Source organism: Mesorhizobium sp. M1A.F.Ca.ET.072.01.1.1 (assembly GCF_004023325.1).
Taxonomy (GTDB): domain Bacteria; phylum Pseudomonadota; class Alphaproteobacteria; order Rhizobiales; family Rhizobiaceae; genus Mesorhizobium.
The window spans coordinates 1-16196 of the sequence record NZ_RZSF01000142.1 but is presented as its reverse complement, the minus strand read 5'-3'; the positions used below and the strand labels follow the sequence as shown (position 1 = coordinate 16196).

14 protein-coding genes and 1 tRNA gene are annotated in these 16196 nt (G+C 61.0%); 5 read left to right on the top strand and 10 right to left on the bottom strand.

Features of this window, described 5'->3' with window-relative positions; translation table 11 throughout:
- The 5 genes from EOA32_RS38700 to EOA32_RS19705 all read right to left on the bottom strand — a co-directional run.
- Positions 1-4465, bottom strand: a 4465-nt coding sequence (locus EOA32_RS38700) for a hypothetical protein (protein WP_189407261.1), incomplete at its 3' end; no start/stop codon positions are given.
- Between the two features lie 718 nt (positions 4466-5183).
- Positions 5184-6437, bottom strand: coding sequence for a tyrosine-type recombinase/integrase (locus EOA32_RS19720; protein ID WP_128372635.1), 1254 nt, complete (start codon positions 6435-6437; stop codon positions 5184-5186).
- A gap of 147 nt (positions 6438-6584) precedes the next feature.
- Positions 6585-7235 (bottom strand): DNA repair protein RadC, encoded by a 651-nt coding sequence (gene radC, locus EOA32_RS19715; RefSeq protein WP_128372634.1) that lies wholly within the window; start codon positions 7233-7235, stop codon positions 6585-6587.
- 161 nt (positions 7236-7396) lie between these two features.
- Positions 7397-8320 (bottom strand): DMT family transporter, encoded by a 924-nt coding sequence (locus EOA32_RS19710; RefSeq protein ID WP_128372633.1) that lies wholly within the window; start codon positions 8318-8320, stop codon positions 7397-7399.
- Between the two features lie 3 nt (positions 8321-8323).
- Entirely contained in the window at positions 8324-8896 is a 573-nt protein-coding gene (locus EOA32_RS19705) for an NAD(P)H-dependent oxidoreductase (protein WP_095826136.1), read from the bottom strand.
- Between the two features lie 140 nt (positions 8897-9036).
- Between EOA32_RS19705 and EOA32_RS19700 the strand changes: the two genes are divergently transcribed.
- Entirely contained in the window at positions 9037-9924 is an 888-nt protein-coding gene (locus EOA32_RS19700) for a LysR family transcriptional regulator (protein ID WP_281014949.1), read from the top strand.
- Positions 9925-9983: 59 nt separating this feature from the next.
- Here EOA32_RS19700 and map read toward each other — a convergent pair whose 3' ends face one another.
- Positions 9984-10811: a type I methionyl aminopeptidase gene (gene map / locus EOA32_RS19695; RefSeq protein ID WP_095829612.1), complete on the bottom strand. Its 828-nt coding sequence runs from the start codon at positions 10809-10811 to the stop codon at positions 9984-9986.
- Positions 10812-11021: 210 nt separating this feature from the next.
- On the opposite strand from map, the gene EOA32_RS19690 reads away from it, so the two are divergent.
- Together EOA32_RS19690 and EOA32_RS19680 are read left to right on the top strand one after the other, a co-directional pair.
- A complete protein-coding gene (locus EOA32_RS19690; protein WP_245499327.1) occupies positions 11022-11417 on the top strand; it encodes a hypothetical protein in 396 nt (131 codons plus the stop codon).
- Between the two features lie 538 nt (positions 11418-11955).
- Entirely contained in the window at positions 11956-12261 is a 306-nt protein-coding gene (locus EOA32_RS19680; protein ID WP_095779214.1) for a DUF982 domain-containing protein, read from the top strand.
- Between the two features lie 4 nt (positions 12262-12265).
- Here EOA32_RS19680 and EOA32_RS19675 read toward each other — a convergent pair whose 3' ends face one another.
- Together EOA32_RS19675 and EOA32_RS19670 are read right to left on the bottom strand one after the other, a co-directional pair.
- Positions 12266-12952, bottom strand: coding sequence for an aspartyl/asparaginyl beta-hydroxylase domain-containing protein (locus EOA32_RS19675; RefSeq protein WP_128372632.1), 687 nt, complete (start codon positions 12950-12952; stop codon positions 12266-12268).
- A gap of 338 nt (positions 12953-13290) precedes the next feature.
- Entirely contained in the window at positions 13291-13473 is a 183-nt protein-coding gene (locus EOA32_RS19670; protein ID WP_128372631.1) for a hypothetical protein, read from the bottom strand.
- A gap of 333 nt (positions 13474-13806) precedes the next feature.
- On the opposite strand from EOA32_RS19670, the gene EOA32_RS38695 reads away from it, so the two are divergent.
- Both EOA32_RS38695 and EOA32_RS19660 read left to right on the top strand, forming a co-directional pair.
- Positions 13807-13980, top strand: coding sequence for a hypothetical protein (locus EOA32_RS38695; RefSeq protein ID WP_189407257.1), 174 nt, complete (start codon positions 13807-13809; stop codon positions 13978-13980).
- Between the two features lie 742 nt (positions 13981-14722).
- The gene (locus tag EOA32_RS19660) at positions 14723-15004 is read left to right on the top strand and encodes a hypothetical protein (protein WP_067000122.1); all 282 of its coding nucleotides are present in this window, start codon (positions 14723-14725) and stop codon (positions 15002-15004) included.
- 183 nt (positions 15005-15187) lie between these two features.
- Here the strand turns inward: EOA32_RS19660 and EOA32_RS19655 are convergent.
- Both EOA32_RS19655 and EOA32_RS19650 read right to left on the bottom strand, forming a co-directional pair.
- A tRNA-Glu gene (locus EOA32_RS19655) sits at positions 15188-15262 on the bottom strand.
- A gap of 138 nt (positions 15263-15400) precedes the next feature.
- Positions 15401-16196 (bottom strand): YcbK family protein (locus EOA32_RS19650; RefSeq protein WP_128372629.1); only part of this gene is annotated, 796 nt, incomplete at its 5' end.

The window sequence follows — 16196 nt, the reverse complement described above, 5'->3', positions numbered from 1 at the left end:
GGAAAAGGTTGATCTCGACCGTCACGCTGACGCTGACCGACGCCTCGATATAAAGCAGGATTGAGCCGCTGCCGCCGCCCGGCACGCTGGGCGGCTCGAGCGCCAGGATGATGCCGATGGAGGCCTGCAAGCGGACATTGACGCTGGCCTTGATGATGACGAAATTGATCGAGCCGTAAAGCTCGCCGATGATGCCGAACTGGCCTTGCAGCGAAAGCGCATCGGGTTTTTTGGCGAGATCGCCGCCGCCGCTGGTGAGGTAGCCGGCCGCGCCCTGGATGATGCCGAAGAAGGTAACGCTGACGCCGGCCTTCAGGGGACCGGCGGTGAAATCCTTGCCGACGCCGAGCCGTGCGGCGAAGCCGAAAGCGAGGATGCTCTGGTAGGTGCCCTTGAAGACGTCAGGGTCGGTGGCCGAGCTCAGGCTGGCGATGTAGAAGCCGCCGGAACCGGTCACCGGTATCGGACCCGCCTGCGCCTGCACCTGGAAGCAGACGCTCCAATTGTCGCCGTCCGGGAAGCCGAGGTCGACCTTCCAATCCCCGTTCGTATAGACGTCGACGCTGAGAGTCGGCAGCGTCAGCGACGCTGCGCCGATCTGGAAGGTGCGCAGGCTGTCGGGCAGGCTGAAAACGGCGGCGAACTTGCCGATCGTATCCGATATCTTGGTGTAGACGATCTCGAACTCGGCGCCCTTGCCGGCGCCGCCCGTCAGCCGCAGCAGCAGCGCGTAGAATGGCGTCACGTCATAGAAGACGAAGCCGACCTGGATCACTTTCAACAGATTGAAGTCGGTGACGATGATCCACTTGCCGTCGGGATGGTAGATGTCGGAAAACTTCTTGTTCTGCAGCGCCGTCCAGAATTCGTCCTGCATGAATTTCAGGAAGTCGTCGAAATTGGCCGGCGGCTTGGCCGGGTCGGGGCCGACGCGCTGTCCGACGCCGAGATAGACGAGCTCGAACACGTCGCTTGCCGCACCGGCCCCGACCGGTGCCGGCAGCGTCAAAAGGTCCGAAGTATTGCCGCCGCCAGCGCCGTCCTTGCCCTGGTTGTAGGCGCCGATCCAGCCGATCTGGTCGGCGCCCTCGGTCGGCGCGAACAGGCCGATGCTGATCGTGCCGTCCGGCGGCAGCCGTTTGCCCAGCACTTCGATGAAGCAATTGTGCATGCCGAGCACCAGCATCTTGGGCTCGGCATCTTTCGGGAATTCGAGGTTGAACTGTTCGATCGAGATGGTCAGCACGCCCTCGATCTTGATCTCGAGCTTGCCGTCGACCTGCGGCAGCTGGATGCCGAAGGCTAGACCGCCGCCATCCTCGGGGCTCAGCCAGCCGATAAGCACGCTGAACTTGAAGGCGGAAAGCGAGCCGACCAGCCCGCCCATCGAGCCGAGATCGAGGTCGAAGATCAGCGCGTAGTTGAAATTGTCCTGTAGCGTGATGCCGTTTTCGGAAAGCCCCGGCAGGGAACCCAGCGAATAATAGTTCAGACTCTCGATCGTCTCGTCGGCGTCGCCCGAATAGAGGAAGGATTGCAGCTTGAACGGGATGAGGTCGAGCAGGCTGTCTGCGCCGCTGCGCTTTTCGGTCGAGCCGAGATCGAGCCGCAGGTCGCCGGGGGCAAAGGACAGCGAGAGGTTATCGGTCGATGGCTGCTTCTGCAGTGACGGGTTATAGATCGTCAGATCGAAGCCGACATCGATGCCGAGATTGGAAAAGACCAGCTTCTCGAACGAGAACAGGTCGAGCACCTGCAATTGGTTGAACTCGATGTCGCCCCAGATGCCGAAATGCGCCTTGATATGGGTGGTGGTGCCGTTATCCGGCGAGATCGCCGGCGTCTCCTCGTCGAAGGAGAATTGCAGCTTGTTCAGCGTGATCTGCTTCAAAAATTTGTTGTCGGCGAAATTGAACACGAACTCGCCCTGGGCGACGAAGGAATAGACGCCTTGTCCGGAGCTGGTGTCGTCGCCGCTGGTGCCATGCGCCTGGTAGGAGCCCATGATGGCGATGACGTTGGCATCATCGCCAGCCCCGGCTTTAGCGTTCTGGCCAGGATCTAGATCGACGCCGGTCTTAAACAGGTTGTTGATGGTGAGGTTGATCTCACAGGCGAAGCTGCGCAGCTCGGAATTGGTGAACAGCGCGCGCAGATATTCGACCTCGAAGCCATAGTCGATATCGGCAGCCACTGCCGACTTGCCGGCTGCCTTCTCATAATCGACCAGCGCGAAGGTCGCGCTTTGCGCCAGCGTCGGCTGGGCCTGCGAGGGGTCGGTGTTGTTGATCGCGATGCCGACATGGTGGACGCGGAAGCCGGCAATGCCCGGATCCGTCATGCCGCCGAGCACGGCGCGCACTGCGGTCGGCAATTGGTCCAGCTGCATGTTGCAGTTGACCGCCAGAATGCCGTTGAAGGTCGGATCGGTGACAGTCTGGTAGAAATTCCAGTAGAGCGAGGTGGTGTCCGGCTGCGTGGCGCCATTTGGGAACACAGCTGCCTTCGCCTCGGCGATGAGCTTCTGCAGATAGGTTTGCGTGGCGGCGGTGGTATAGGTCTTGTTGAAGGTGTCGGGCAGCGACCAAAGCCTCGTGTCGGCGACCAGTTGTTCGATCGTCTCGCCCGGATAGAACTTCATCATGAAGATCGGCGGCGTGCCCTCGGGCGCCGCCAACCCGCCCGACGACAAGTCGAAGGTCCAGTCGCCGATCTCAAGCCTGTCGGCCGAGAAATCGAACAGGGCCTGCCCGGTGCCGAACGGGTCTTTGAACGCCGGGTTCTCGCTGACCACCGTGAAAATCTGGTTCTGCTGCACGGCCTTGCAGATCGACGGACCCATGGCGTCGAGCTCGAGGGTGCCGGCAGCGCTCGTCGCCATCTGCAGCCCGGTCCATACCAGCGGCGTCCCGGCGAGTTCGGCCAGCATGCCTTGCGGCGTCATGGCCAGCGTCGTTGCGCCCGCGGCAGCGATCCTTGCCGGCGCTTTTGGCGTCGGCGCCGGAATGAAGCCGGCCGCGCGCCTCGGGTTGAGCGCGCGCGATTCCAAGTCGAGATAGTCCGTCGCCTTCAGGTTGGGATCGGTCGAGAAATAGAGGCCCGCATAAGGGACCAGCGGCACCGCGGGCGCATTTCCCTGCGAGCTCCAGGATTCGACTGGGAAATAGTCGAGGACGTAGACGTCGAGCCCGGAGGCGGGGGCCGCGCCGTTGAGCATCGTCGCGGTGCTGGTGGGCTGCTTGTAGAGCGGCGCGCGTTCCGGCTGCGAGACGTAGCTACCCTGCTGGACGATGAGCTGCGCCCATGAGGTGGTGGCGGTGGCGTCGAGGAAGGCCGGGCTGGTCGACGAATCCTGACCTGGCGGAATGCGATAGGCCGGCTGGGCCGGCACGAATTGCAGCTTGTCTGGCGTGGCGCCGACGGTGACGGTCAGGAACTCGGTGCCGGTGACGCCGCACAGCATCTGCACGGATTCGGACGCCGCGGCGGCGGCAGTCTGGCTGCTGCCCGTATCGAGGGCCAGTCCGAATTGTCCCGCCGGCGTCAAATAGTAAAAGCGTTCTTCGCTTGGCGATTGCTGCGGCCGGCCGGCAAAGACGAGACGGCTCGCCGTGGCGATGTCGCCGCTGTTGACGGTGTTCAGCGCAAACGGTTTGCCGTTGGCGGTGACGAAGGTCGATCCGAGCAGCGAATCGGTGAACTGGAAGAAGCTGCGCGTCGCGTCGAGCGGACCAAGCACGTCGAGCGTGACGTTGAAGCCGAACGGCGTCGTCGAGCCGCCGGCGCCGCGAAAGACGGGATAGTTCAACGCGCCGACCAGACCACCGTCGACCGGCGGGCTGAAATACATCAGCCCCGCTTCGAACTGGACGAGATCGGTGGCCGCGAGCTCGAACGCAGCGTTCGCCGTGCCGGCAGATGGCCCGCTGAGCGCAATGCTTGCGAATGGCGCCTGCGACTGGAGCGTCACCGTCGCGCCCGCTGGCGGTGTCGCCGTCAACAGCAATGTGGCCGGCTGGCTGTTGGCGATCTGCAGGCTGTTGGAGGCGTCGTCGAACAGCACCGTCGTCGAGAGCCCGAACAGGTCCGGTTGGACCTGGAACGTCACGCTTTGCCTGAAGGCGAGCGAGAAGGATTGCGAGACCGTCGGCGACGACGTGCCTTGCCCCATCACCGCGACCAACACCGGCGCAATACTCAACGGCTCGGGAAACCATCCGATCTGAGTTCCTGCGTTGTCGGCAAAGGCGGCGCGGACGCCAGCCTCGAAAGCCCCCCAGTCGCGCGTGGCCGAGGGGACGAAGAAAGCGATGTATCCAAGCTGCTTCGGATCGACCCAGCTCTGTGCCGTCAGATCGAATGCCGGGTCGGTACGCGATGTGTCCTGGAAGAGAAACGCGACACGTGCCGTAGCCGGGGCATCGGCCAGATAAAGGCCACTCGCGTCGCGTTTGAATGCGATCATCCCCACCCTCCCATACGACCTCGCGCATCCGAGCCTTGTCCTGCACCCGAGGCGGAGGACTTGGATGTGACGCTTGTTTTACCTAGGTCTAAAGTATAAGCGTAGATGGAAGAATCGATTTTGTAAATTACTTTATCGGTGAGCACTTGAAAGTGAAATAAATTTTACGAATATTATCATTCGGCTAATGCATAAGCCTTTTCTAATACTTATTTATTCACTCTTGCGCAAGTAATGTAAGGATGATGAAAATCAATGGGTTAGAAGGTATGTCAGAATCCCTTCCCCGTGCCAGTTCCCTTGCAGGGATGGCCGCGAAGCTTGATGCAGTGCTCGGGGAAGCGTAGCCAATAGACGAGGATGAGTTTCCCTGGCCACAGATTCGTTCGGTTTTCGAGGATGTCTGGCGGATTGCACGGCGGATGAGTTGGATCCGGAATTCTCAGCAATGGTGCGCCAACCGAGGCGTTCTGAGAGCTAGGGAGGCAGCCACCACATCTTGGCCGGGCGACGCGAATTGGCACCCCTTGGAAAGGGCTCCCCGGGACCGCTACTAATTCAAGATGCTTTCGTCAAAGATCTCAGAAAATCACGTCTGGAAATAGCAGCGGAGCAGAAAAGGAAACGGAAGCATACACAACGGCGCTGCGAGATTGCCGACATTTCTACGATCCTTGCCTCGACGCCGCAAACGAGCCGAGGGAAAGCAATCGCTAGCTCATGCAGCTTCCTTTAGCGCAGCTTTACGCTTCCTTTTGGTCAGGATCTCGCGGACAAACTTGTCCCACCGGGCCATGGCAGCACGCTTTTCCGGCATATAATTCCAGCGATCGTAGCTCTTGGAACTCACGTCCTGCAGAGTGTGGTTCTGCAATCGGTCTCGGATCTCTTTCGACAGACCTGCCTTGCCGGCAAGCGTCTTCCAGGTTCGCCGGAGATCGCGGTTTGTCACGACGGGGATGACCTCGCGATCGCGTTGGCGCCACATGAACGAATAGAGTGTTCCATGACTGACGGGCTTGGACGGGTCGGTTGCGGATGGAAAAAACCAGCCAAATTCGTTCGGCTTGATCGACCCGATAAGCTCAGCCGCAATCTTGGGCACGGGGATGGCGTGAGGCTTTCCATTCTTGGTCCTGGACCAGTCGATGACGCGCTCAGCCGCATCCCATTGATCAACGTGTAGCCGAGCGATCTCCTCGACGCGTTGTCCGGTCAACATAAGAATTCTTACGGCACGCGTATAAGGGGGATGGACCGGCGCATCGGGAGATTCGAGCCAGCGATAGAGACGGACAAATTCCTCCTCGTCCAGCCAGCGCGTTCCAACGTTCTTCGGTTCGGTCGGAATACCAGCAGCCGGATTATAGATCAGACGAAAGCGACGGACCGAAATCGAGCGGTAGTCGTGTTCGGATTTCAGTCCCCAACTGTAGGCCGATCGAATATAGCTACGAACATGATCGGCCATGGACCGTTTGCCTCGTTGGTAAATCGGGCGAATGATGTCCCTGATCTCATCAGGCTCGATGTCGCGGGCCGGCCGGTTACGGCCGAGTGCATCGGCGATCTTGTTCAACCCCTTTTCAGCCTCCTTCCATGACGGCTTTCCATCCGCCTTGAGCGATGTGACGTAAGCCTCGAACAGATCGGCGACGGTGCCGGGTCGCGTGTCGCCCGCAATCTTAATGCTGCGTCCTTTCTGGATCATGTCGGCGAAGTCGCGTTTGAAAATCTCGCGGGCTTGGCTGAGGCCCATTGACGGATAGGACCCAAGCTTTTTCTTCAGACGCTTTTGGGCTCGCCATTGCTGGGCCATCCAGTCCGCCGTTACTCGGGTCGGCATTGGCTTTATCACAAGAACAAGGCGGCCCGTTCCATGCCCCTCGCCATCGACTAGATTATGCTGCTTTCCTCTCGCCGCGACCCGCTTCAAAGCGCGGCGGATTTCTCCATCGGTAAGGCTTGGCACTGGGGTCTCCCGTAGGCTTTCGAGTGGAATTGGCTGACGGGTAGTAGGGGTCTGTGGCTGGGTTCAAAACGGGCTTCGAGACCCCTAAAACCGACCCCAATATGCCACGATATCCGACTCTGCGACAAGCTGGAAAATGTATGGGTATCAATGTGCTAGAGAATGATCATGCGTGATCGAAAGGAGGCGAGTGGGATGGTTATGCACCAGAATGATCGCGCTGGCGGAAAGTTCGAGCGCGCGCTTGACCACCTCGCGCGGATAGACAGGCGTATGGTCGACCGTGCCGGTCTGCTGCACCTCGTCGGCGATCAGCCCGTTCTTCTTGTCGAGGAAGAGAATGCGGAACTGCTCGCGGGCCTCGAAGGCCATGGCCGAGCGGCAATAATCGAGAAGCTGCGTCCAGTTCGACAGAACCTCGCGGCCGCGCACTTCGCCGCGCGCCATGCGCTGCGCCGTGGCGGCGATGACCTTGAGATCGGTCGCCACCGTCGGCCCGATGCCCTTCACTTCCTCGAGCAGGGACGCCGGCGCGCCGAGCACTTCGGCAAGCGAACCAAAGCGCGCGATCAGCGCCTTGGCGATCGGCTTGGTGTCGACGCGCGGGATCAGCCGGAAGAGAAGCAGCTCAAGCAGTTCATAGTCGGGCAGGGCGTCCGGACCGCCGGCCAAGAAGCGTTCGCGCAGACGATCACGATGGCCGTGGTAGTGCGGCTTCTCAACAGGCGCCACCTCTTTCTTCGGCGGCTCTACCCAGGCTTCAGAGAAAAACGCCCGCTCGTCCTCGACTTTTCCCATCGCCCGCCCACATCGCTGATCGAAAGAAGACCTTTGCCAGAGACTAAAGCATGATTCTGAAACGCGAAACGGTTCTCGATCATTTCAAGAAAGTAGCCGGGAGCGTTGCTGGGACATCAAGACGCCGTGACGATGAGGGCTGCATCGCCTATTGGCGAGCGTTAAACATGGGCACCCTCGGCAGCCTGCTTCTTCACTGTTCTTGCCCCGCTGACCGAAACAGCGATGCCGAGGACGACAAGGGCGGTTCCGAGAATGTGGATCGGCGTGATGGTCTCGCCGAGAAGAAGAAACGAGAGCGCGAGTGCCGCGACCGGCAGCACGGCCATGAACACGCCAGCCTCTCCGCCGCTGGCGCGCGCGGCTCCTGAATACCAGAGCCAGAAGCCGATCACGGTGGGAAAAATGCTGATATAGACTGTCGCCAATAGGGCGGCAGGTGCTGCTGCAACGGTGCTAAACGCGACAAGGCCGGCGGCGAGCGGCAAGGTCAGCAGCAGTGAAATGCTGCTCATCAGCGCCGCGAGATAGAGCGGCGCCAGCGGCTTGCTGATTCTCTTGCTCAGGATCGCAAACAGTGCTTCGCCGGAAACAGCGAGGACCACCAGCAGGTTACCCGCTAGCAGCTTCAGATCGAGGCCAAAGCCCTTAGCAGAGGCGACATTGACAAGAAGTGCGCCTGCCGTGACAGCGCCGACCGCGATCCAGAGCTTGGCGCCTAGCCTCTCCTTCAAGGCCAACGTTGCAACGAGGGCAGCCAACACAGGCAGAAGGCCGTGGATGACGCTGGCATTGGCACTCGTCGTCAAGGTCAAGGCGAGGATCATTAGAATGCTATAGCCCGCGCTGCCCGCGGCCGCCTGAATCATCACAATCACATATTCCTTTGCCAAGAGCTGCGGCCGCGGCGTGCTTGTCAGGAAGACGAGTCCCCAGAGGATGGGCGTCGAAATCAGGAAACGGAGGGGAACGGCGAGGAAAGGGTGCATGCCGACGGCAATGATTTTTGAGGCCGCCACGCCGGATCCGACCAGCGTCATGGCTATGGTCATGAGGGCGCATGCAATGATGCGTTGCGAATCCATGTGTCAGCCTACGGTATAGGGGGCGCGCGAACGCGCCTCCTTCAGCGCAAGAGCCCACCACTTGAGTTGGTGGAGCATGGTTTTGACAGCGCCGGAGCTGCGCTTCGGATCGAGCGGGCCCGCACCATCGGCAAAATGCTCCCACACCCCGTGAAAGCTTACTGCGTCCCGGACGGTGACGGCGTGGAGCTCGGCAAATACCTGCCGAAGATGTTCGACGGCCCTCAACCCGCCGGAAACGCCACCGTATGAAACGAAGCCGACCGGCTTGGCGTGCCACTCTTCAGTAGCCTGGTCGATAGCGTGCTTAAGATGACCGGGCATGCTGTGATTGTATTCGGGGGTGACGACAACGAAGGCGTCTGCCTTGGCGAGCTTACTCGTGAATGCCTTCATCGCCGGTGTCGGCTCCGCCAAGTGCCGGCTGGGCAGATCAATGTCTGCAACATCGATGAGGGAAAGCTCGAAATCGCCCAGTCTCTGCGCCTCCTGGGCAAACCAGTGTCCGACCTTGTCGCCATAGCGTCGTTCCCGCGTGCTGCCGATCAGCGCTGCGAGCTTGAGCCGTTCAGTCACTTCGCTCTCCTGTCTCAGGCCAAGAAACTGATGACACATCGGGACGATCGATGGGATTGCTAAAAGTTGGCGCTTTCTGATCTAATTGATCGATCATGCTCGACGCGCTCACTCTCGATCAGATGCGGATGTAGCTAACCGTGGCGGACGCGGGTAGCTTTCGCCTGGCCTCCATGCGGCTCGGTCGCGCCCAGTCGGCGGTAAGCCACGCGATTGCCAATCTGGAGACCGAACTCAAGACGGTCCTGTTCGACCGGTCGACTCGTCGGCCGACCTTGACCTCGGACGGGCGGGCCCTGCTGGACGACTGTCGCTCGCTGGTTCTACGCGCCGATCTGCTGCGCGCGAAGGCGCAGGGCATGGGCAGCGGCATTGAAATCGAGCTTGCGCTGATGGTGGACACGCTTGTTCCATTGCCGGCCGTCGGCAGGGCTCTTGAAGCCCTCCACGCCACCTATCCGACGGTTGGCGTCCGGTTGCAGATAGGTACCCTTGGGGAACCGATCGATTGCCTCCTGCAAGGCACGGTCGACCTCGCGATAACGGTGGGCGAAGACCTGCGCGATCCGCGCCTGGAATTCGATTCCCTCGCGCCGCTGTCGATGGCGGCGGTCGTCGGTGCTGGGCACGCTCTGGCCTTGATAGCGAAGAAAGGCCGGGTGAGTACGCCAGAGCTGGCCGATCACATCCAGATCGTCCTGATGGACCCTTCTCCTCGCTCCCATGGCCGCGACTATGGCGTGCTCTCCCAGCGCAAGTGGCGGGTGGGTAGCCAAGAGGCGAAACTGGCGTTGATCAGAGCAGGCATCGGTTGGGGGCGGCTTCCACTTTGGTTGATCGAGCAGGATCTTGTCGAAGAGCGGCTCGTGCAGCTTTCAGCCGCTGCGCTTGGTGAAAATGGGACAACGAAGAGCTGGGGCTATCTTGCCCGACGGCTCGACAAACCCTTGCTGCCAGCAGCCAGGTGCCTCAGGTCCGCGCTTCTGGCCGGAGCCGGGCTTGGTGATACTGCCGGGCTTCCAGCCTAGGCGCGCCTCGCCAATTGTTATGGACATCAGACCGTGCCGATGCCGTTGCCTGCGGCAGACTAGGCCGGCAGGCCGGGCCGATCGAGCTTCTTTGGCGAGAGCGTGAAGATCTCGCAGCCGGTGTCGGTGACGCCGATCGTATGCTCGTACTGCGCCGACAGCGAACGGTCGCGCGTCACCGCCGTCCAGCCGTCAGACAAAACCTTCACATGCGGGCGGCCGAGATTGATCATAGGCTCGACGGTGAAGATCATGCCGGGCCGCATCTCGACGCCTTCGCCGGCGGTGCCGTAATGCAGGATGTTCGGCGCGTCATGGAAAAGCTGGCCGACGCCGTGGCCGCAGAAGTCGCGCACCACCGAGCAGCGCTCGGCCTCGGCATAGGTTTGGATAGCGGCGCCGATCGCGCCGGTGCGAGCGCCCGGCCTGATTGCGGCGATGCCGCGCATCAGGCATTCGTAAGTCACCTCGAGCAGGCGCTCGGCGGCGCGCTTGATCGTGCCGACCGGATACATGCGCGAGGAATCGCCGTGCCAGCCGTCGAGGATGTAGGTGACGTCGATGTTGACGATGTCGCCGTCCTTGAGCGGCTTGTTGTCGGGAATGCCGTGGCAGACCACGTGATTGATCGAAGTGCAGGACGATTTGGTGTAGCCGCGATAGTTGAGCGTGGCCGGCAATGCGCCGTGATCCATGCCGAACTCGAAGACGAAACGGTCGATGGTCTCGGTGGTGACGCCGGGCTTCACCATCGACACAAGCTCGTCGAGACAGCGCGCGGTGAGATCGCAGGCCTTGCGCATGCCCGCAAACCCTTCCTCGCCATAGAGGCGGATCTGGCCGGTGTTTCTCAAGGGGGCCGTTGCGGCGTCGAGATAAGTAACCATTCTTGTCCGTTCGCGGGTTGGCTCCTGACGCGAGCCGGTGCGGAAATTTTCTCCAGATTTGGCACCGGAAGCCGCAAGGTTCAAGGACGAAGTGCCTGCAACCGGTTTGCCGCGGGAATATTCGCCGGGCGGGCGCGTCTGGGTGTCGCAAGCTTTCCTTTCACCATCTCATGAGGTAGGCCGGGTCCGCATGCAGGAGATTTACGCCCGTTGACGGCACCGGAACGCGCAAGATCGACGCTGCTGCCAAGCAGGACCGCGTGCTCGGCCCTGATGGCGCTGCTTGCGCTTGCGCTGGTGAGCTTCGCCCAGGCTGAGGTCTCCGCCCCGACAGCGTTTGCCACGGGCGGCGCCGGTATCAGCGCGACGCGGCAGGGCGAAACGCTTGCCTTGCTGAGGATCGCCGGCAAGGCGCAGGCCCTCGAAGCCCGCGCCGGCCGGCCGCTGCCGGTAAAGCTCGTCAGCGGCAATCCCGGCATTCTCGCTCCCGCATCCGATTTCCTTGTCGCTGGCGAGGCTTTGCCGGCGGAGCGCGGCATCACGCCTGCTTTTGTGGCCGCGCCGCTCTCGCATACCAATCAGCCTCGCGCGCCACCAACCGCCTGAGTCAGGCGGTCGCTGGCCGCAGCTTCCTCACCTCAACTATTCCTTGCGCGCCGCGACCTGGCGACGGCTACCGGCCGTCGGCAGGTTGCGTGGCGCGTCCATTGGACATTTCTCGATGCAACGTATCAAGACATTCAAGACACTCACGCGCGCTACTTCGGCAGTCGCGTTTCTCGCCGTCCAGGCAGTTATCTGCATAGGCACCGTTTATCGGGCTGTAGCCGCAACGCTTCGCGTGGAAGGGACGGCGGCGATTGTGCTCGGCGTCATCTTCGCCGTGCCGTCCGCCAATCTGCTGATGGTGGTCTCGCGCATGGCCTACGAGGCGGAGACGGACCCGGCGAACCAGTGGACGCAACCTCGACAGGGCGATCCCGGTTGCATCGCCCGGTCGAACGATGTGGCCAGAGCGCCGATCTGCCGCGGCAGTCGCCGGACCCGCACCGCACTGAGGTCACATTCCTGCGTCAAAAGCCGGTCAAAGAACTTTTCAGAACGAACGGCGTTGCTCCGACTTCGCCAGTTCGGGAGACAGGGAATGGACAGACTGCAATTCGAGGTGCCGGTGCGCATCACGCCCGCGCCTGGCCTGCCGGTCGAGGAAATCTACAGCGTCGAGCAGGCGCTCGATTTCCTGCAGAACTGGCCGAAGCGCCGGCAGGGCAAGGTTTATGACGCCGCGTTTAACGCCTGCTTCGGCGCGACCGTCGATGTGGCAAGCGCCGAGGAAGCCTGCCGGGCCTTCATGGCCTTCTGCCGCGTCAGCGGTTTGCTTGCAAGGGACATGATGTTGCCGCTGAAGCGCGGCGGCAGCGCAAGAGGATTTCGCGAAGCGAGGGCGTGACGCGTCAACCGGCGAAAGATACCCCTCTGTAGTGCATTCCCACCTGCACGCCGCGAACGATCAACCTGGACAGGATCTCCATGTCCAGCGGCATCTCCGGGCGCCACACATCAAGCAACAAGGCGATACGCGCCTGATCGGCGCTGTTCATGACCTCGTGCTCGAAAGTGTCGTCCCACAGCAGGCATTCGCCGTCGGCGATCCGCTTTTCCTCATGGTTGATCATCATGATCGTTGCCGGGCGGCCGTCCGCCAGTTTCGGAATGACAAGGCCGAGATGAAATCTCATGATGCCGCGAAAGGGGCCGCGGTGGGGCGGGATGTGCTTGCGCGGCGCCAGGAATGAAACAGCCGCCGATTTGACCTCGGGGCACTCGGACAGCAACCGGCTGAGGGTAGGCATCTTCCCAAGGTTTTCCGGGATCGTCATGTCGTAGGCCTTGAGCACGAACATGCGCCAATCGAGGCCGTCATTGGCCGAAATCTCGGCCTGTTCCGGCATGATGTCGTGAAAACGCGGCACCCGGTTCAGTTGCACCGACAGCGCTTCATCGCGAATACTCTGCCAGACGGCCGCGAACTTTGTCGCGTTGGGAAAATGCGTGGAGGCATCAAGAATCGCCGGTGCATCTATGCGTTTTTCATAGATACGACGCACCAGATCGCTTCCAAGATCGTAGACGTTCGACATCGCATCGCCTCGACCATGTTATAATATAGTGCACGATTGCTTTCAGCTATGGGTCACGGAGATTTGTTCCGAGGCGTCAGGCAGAGGTTCGGTTTTGTATCACTGCGTCTTCGAAGTCAGCCGCGGACCGGTCGTGACGCCTCGATGACTTCGGGCGTCGTGCTGTCGATCGTGGCGTCTCAGCGCCAGCGGCTGGTCGGCTAGCCGCCGTCGTGCAACTCAGGACACACCGGGGCGATTGGGCCGCTGCGCGGCGTGCTGTGATCAATGAGATTGCTAGAACGCACAAAGCCCCGCCGGCTATGCCAGCGAGGCATTTATCAGAACCCGATCGTCAATCAGTGGCGATCGTGTCCGCGGCCGCCGCTCTCGTGGCCGTTGTTTGCGGCACCCAGGCACTGGTTCCAGTAGCCATCGTGATTGCTGCAAGAAGTGATGGTCTGCTGCTGAGCATAAGCCGCACCGGCCAAGCTGAAAACCGCGACAGTAGCCAGAATTGCATTACGAACGATGTTGGTCATTTGAGTTTCCCTTTGCTCTCATTTCCGGCAATGCCGGTCGACGCCGTTTTTGCAGCGATCATGTTTCGATCTGATGGTGCGCAAATTTCGGCTTTGTTTCGAGGAGGCAACGGCACACGCTCCCTGTGCGTGGGATGCCTGGGACAGTACCGCTCACCTCAAAACCTTCTGACCAGCTTGGTTGTGTGCGAGCGTTTGAGGGGCAGCTGTTTGGTTACAGGCCGTGAGCTTGCGTGCGACGCGTCGGAAACAATCATCGACCATCTAGTACCGATCGAAAGCAGCCGAAGATCGTTCGCGGGACGGCTTCGGCACATGGAAGGATGATGAGCCATGCCGATCTTAAAAACGCTCAACCGCATGGGAGCGGCCCTGAAATATGCGCATGATGCCCAAAAAGCGACGCGGATGCTGAGCGGCCCGCCACGCGAAATGCAAATGGATCTTGGCTGGGCAGTTATGCCGACCACCAAATATCTTTCTTCCAACACTTGGGACGGTATCTGACGAAGTTTCAGCGTAGAGCCGGCTAAGCCGCCCTTGTTCGGCAGGAGGACAATTCCGCAGCGTGCCGATGCCGTCGCCGACGGAGCCGCAGAGGTCAAGGCGAAGCTGGCCCAAGTCGATCTTGCTGCGCGATTCCTGGCCCATACGATGGAAACCCTGCACGGCGATTCCTACCGGATTGAGATCGACCCACGCCACTGGCTTCGTCTTTGGTTCGGGTGGAGAATGTTTGGCGGCGGAAATAGACGGGCTGCTGATCGATACTCTTCGGACAAGGCTCGGCTGCTCAGGTGGCCCGGCTATTCCTTGTGCGGAACAATATACCTGATATTGCTGTCGCCGCGCGTAACCGTAACTGTCGTATAGCCGGCTGGCAAAGAGCCCGTGATGGTCGGATCGACCACCTGGCATCGGCCGACCATTCTTCCGCTAGGAGCGCCAGCGAGTTCAGCTTCCAATGTGACACGGCATTCGTTGAGGGAGGCGAAAACCCGAGGCGGCGTATTAAGCGGTTTGCAGATCGAAGCCTCGCCTGGGCTGCACAAAAGCAAAACCATCACCGCTGCCGTAGCCGGGTCCATCGTCGAAGCTCCTTTGTGGAGCTTTAAACGCTCGCGAAATCCCTTTGTTTCAGATGTCGCTAAAATACGAGGGAATTCCCGGCGACCTCGGTGGCCGGGCCTGTCGATCCTCGGGAACAAGACGCGTTAGTTCGCTGTTATTATTAGCAGAGGCTAATACGATGCCTTTTAGCGTCACCAGTGCGACTTCGGATGCTGTTCTCGAAGCCAGGAACACTGACGCTGAGATCCTTGGAGTCGTCGACCTGGCCAACAAGACTGATGCCAAGATCGGCACCATGCGCCTGGGGCAAGCTATCCAGTTCGTTGCCAATGCATCCGTGCTTGGATACGGAGTTCGCGGAGCGATGGTGTTTTACGGAAAAGCAGGAACACCGAGCCTCAGGGCGAGAGAATGTGAGCAGTTGTGGGCGCTATATGGTTTCGCACTCCTTGAGCCATAATGTCTGGCTCGATGGAGCGCTGGAAGGCGTTCACGTTATGAAAAGCGCGAACGGATGACAGGAGCCGCCACGGATTCTCAGAGCGGGCCATTTCGCGGTCACCCGTCGGCCGTAATACGCGGTCGCTATTTGACGCTTATTGGATGATTTGCCGGGAGAGGGTGCTAACTCCCTGACATTTGCTGGTACGCCCAAGGGGAATCGAACCCCTGTTACCGCCGTGAAAGGGCGGTGTCCTAACCGCTAGACGATGGGCGCGCTCAGACGAAGCGGCTTATAATTGCGTTGTTCGCAACCGGCAACCCATCTGCCGCCACATGCGACAACTTTTTTCGCGAGCCTGCAAAACGCATGTTCGGCAACCGGAAAACAGTTCGATTGAAGCAGGTAAGCCGCTTAGTTGTCGCCACCGCCGCCGCGCCGGCGGCAGCGCCAGTTCCAGTCGCGCTCGGGGCCGACGTCGACATGGACGGATTCGGTGTGGCAGTAGGTTCCGACGCCGCCGCGGCCGGGCATCGAGCGCACATAGCTCGCCAGCTCCCACTTGGAGACGCCGGGCACCTGGATGTCAGCGGCGGCGCAGTACATGTGCAGCGAGTTCTTGGCGCCGTTGGCGCGACGGTTGCGGGCAGGGTCGCGATAGCCGGAGGTGACGATCATCTTGCGGCCGAAATGACCCTCGATCGTCTTCAGCACGCGCACCAGCGAAGGCTTCAGGCAGGCGACGTCGACGCTTTCGTTCTGTCTCAAGAGGCCGTTGGGCGCGAGCCTTGCCATGCCGGCGGCCGACGCCACCTGGTAGGAGCCGCCGCCTTCGTCCTCGTTGAGATCGACGTCGCTCTCGTCGTCGATGCCGGACTTGCGCTTGATCTCGAACAGCGCCGTCTGGCGCACGCCGGGCAAAGCATCGGCGCCGGTGATGTGGTTGCTGCTGTCGTCACCGAGGGAAGCCAGTTGCACCGGCTTGTCGCCTGAGGTCGCGGAGGCGAGGGTGACGATCGGCTTTGTCGGCGGCGGCGTGGTCTTGGCCTGGGCGGCGGGCTGGTCGCTGGAGCGCGTGTTGATCAGCGGAGCAGGCGCGGCCGAGGCCGGCGTGGTGCTGAACAGCGAAGCAAACAGCCCCTTCTTCGGCGCGGCGATCGGCTGCTGCTGGGGCTCGCCCGCTGTCACGTAGACGCCTTTGCTCATCGCC

Coding starts and splice junctions, on each gene's coding strand:
- radC (WP_128372634.1), bottom strand. CDS start 7,235: ATGGGAAAAGTCGAGGACGAGCGGGCGTTTTTCTCTGAAGCCTGGGTA.
- EOA32_RS19710 (WP_128372633.1), bottom strand. CDS start 8,320: ATGGATTCGCAACGCATCATTGCATGCGCCCTCATGACCATAGCCATG.
- map (WP_095829612.1), bottom strand. CDS start 10,811: ATGGTTACTTATCTCGACGCCGCAACGGCCCCCTTGAGAAACACCGGC.
- EOA32_RS19680 (WP_095779214.1), top strand. CDS start 11,956: ATGGACAGACTGCAATTCGAGGTGCCGGTGCGCATCACGCCCGCGCCT.
- EOA32_RS19675 (WP_128372632.1), bottom strand. CDS start 12,952: ATGTCGAACGTCTACGATCTTGGAAGCGATCTGGTGCGTCGTATCTAT.
- EOA32_RS19670 (WP_128372631.1), bottom strand. CDS start 13,473: ATGACCAACATCGTTCGTAATGCAATTCTGGCTACTGTCGCGGTTTTC.
- EOA32_RS38695 (WP_189407257.1), top strand. CDS start 13,807: ATGCCGATCTTAAAAACGCTCAACCGCATGGGAGCGGCCCTGAAATAT.
- EOA32_RS19660 (WP_067000122.1), top strand. CDS start 14,723: ATGCCTTTTAGCGTCACCAGTGCGACTTCGGATGCTGTTCTCGAAGCC.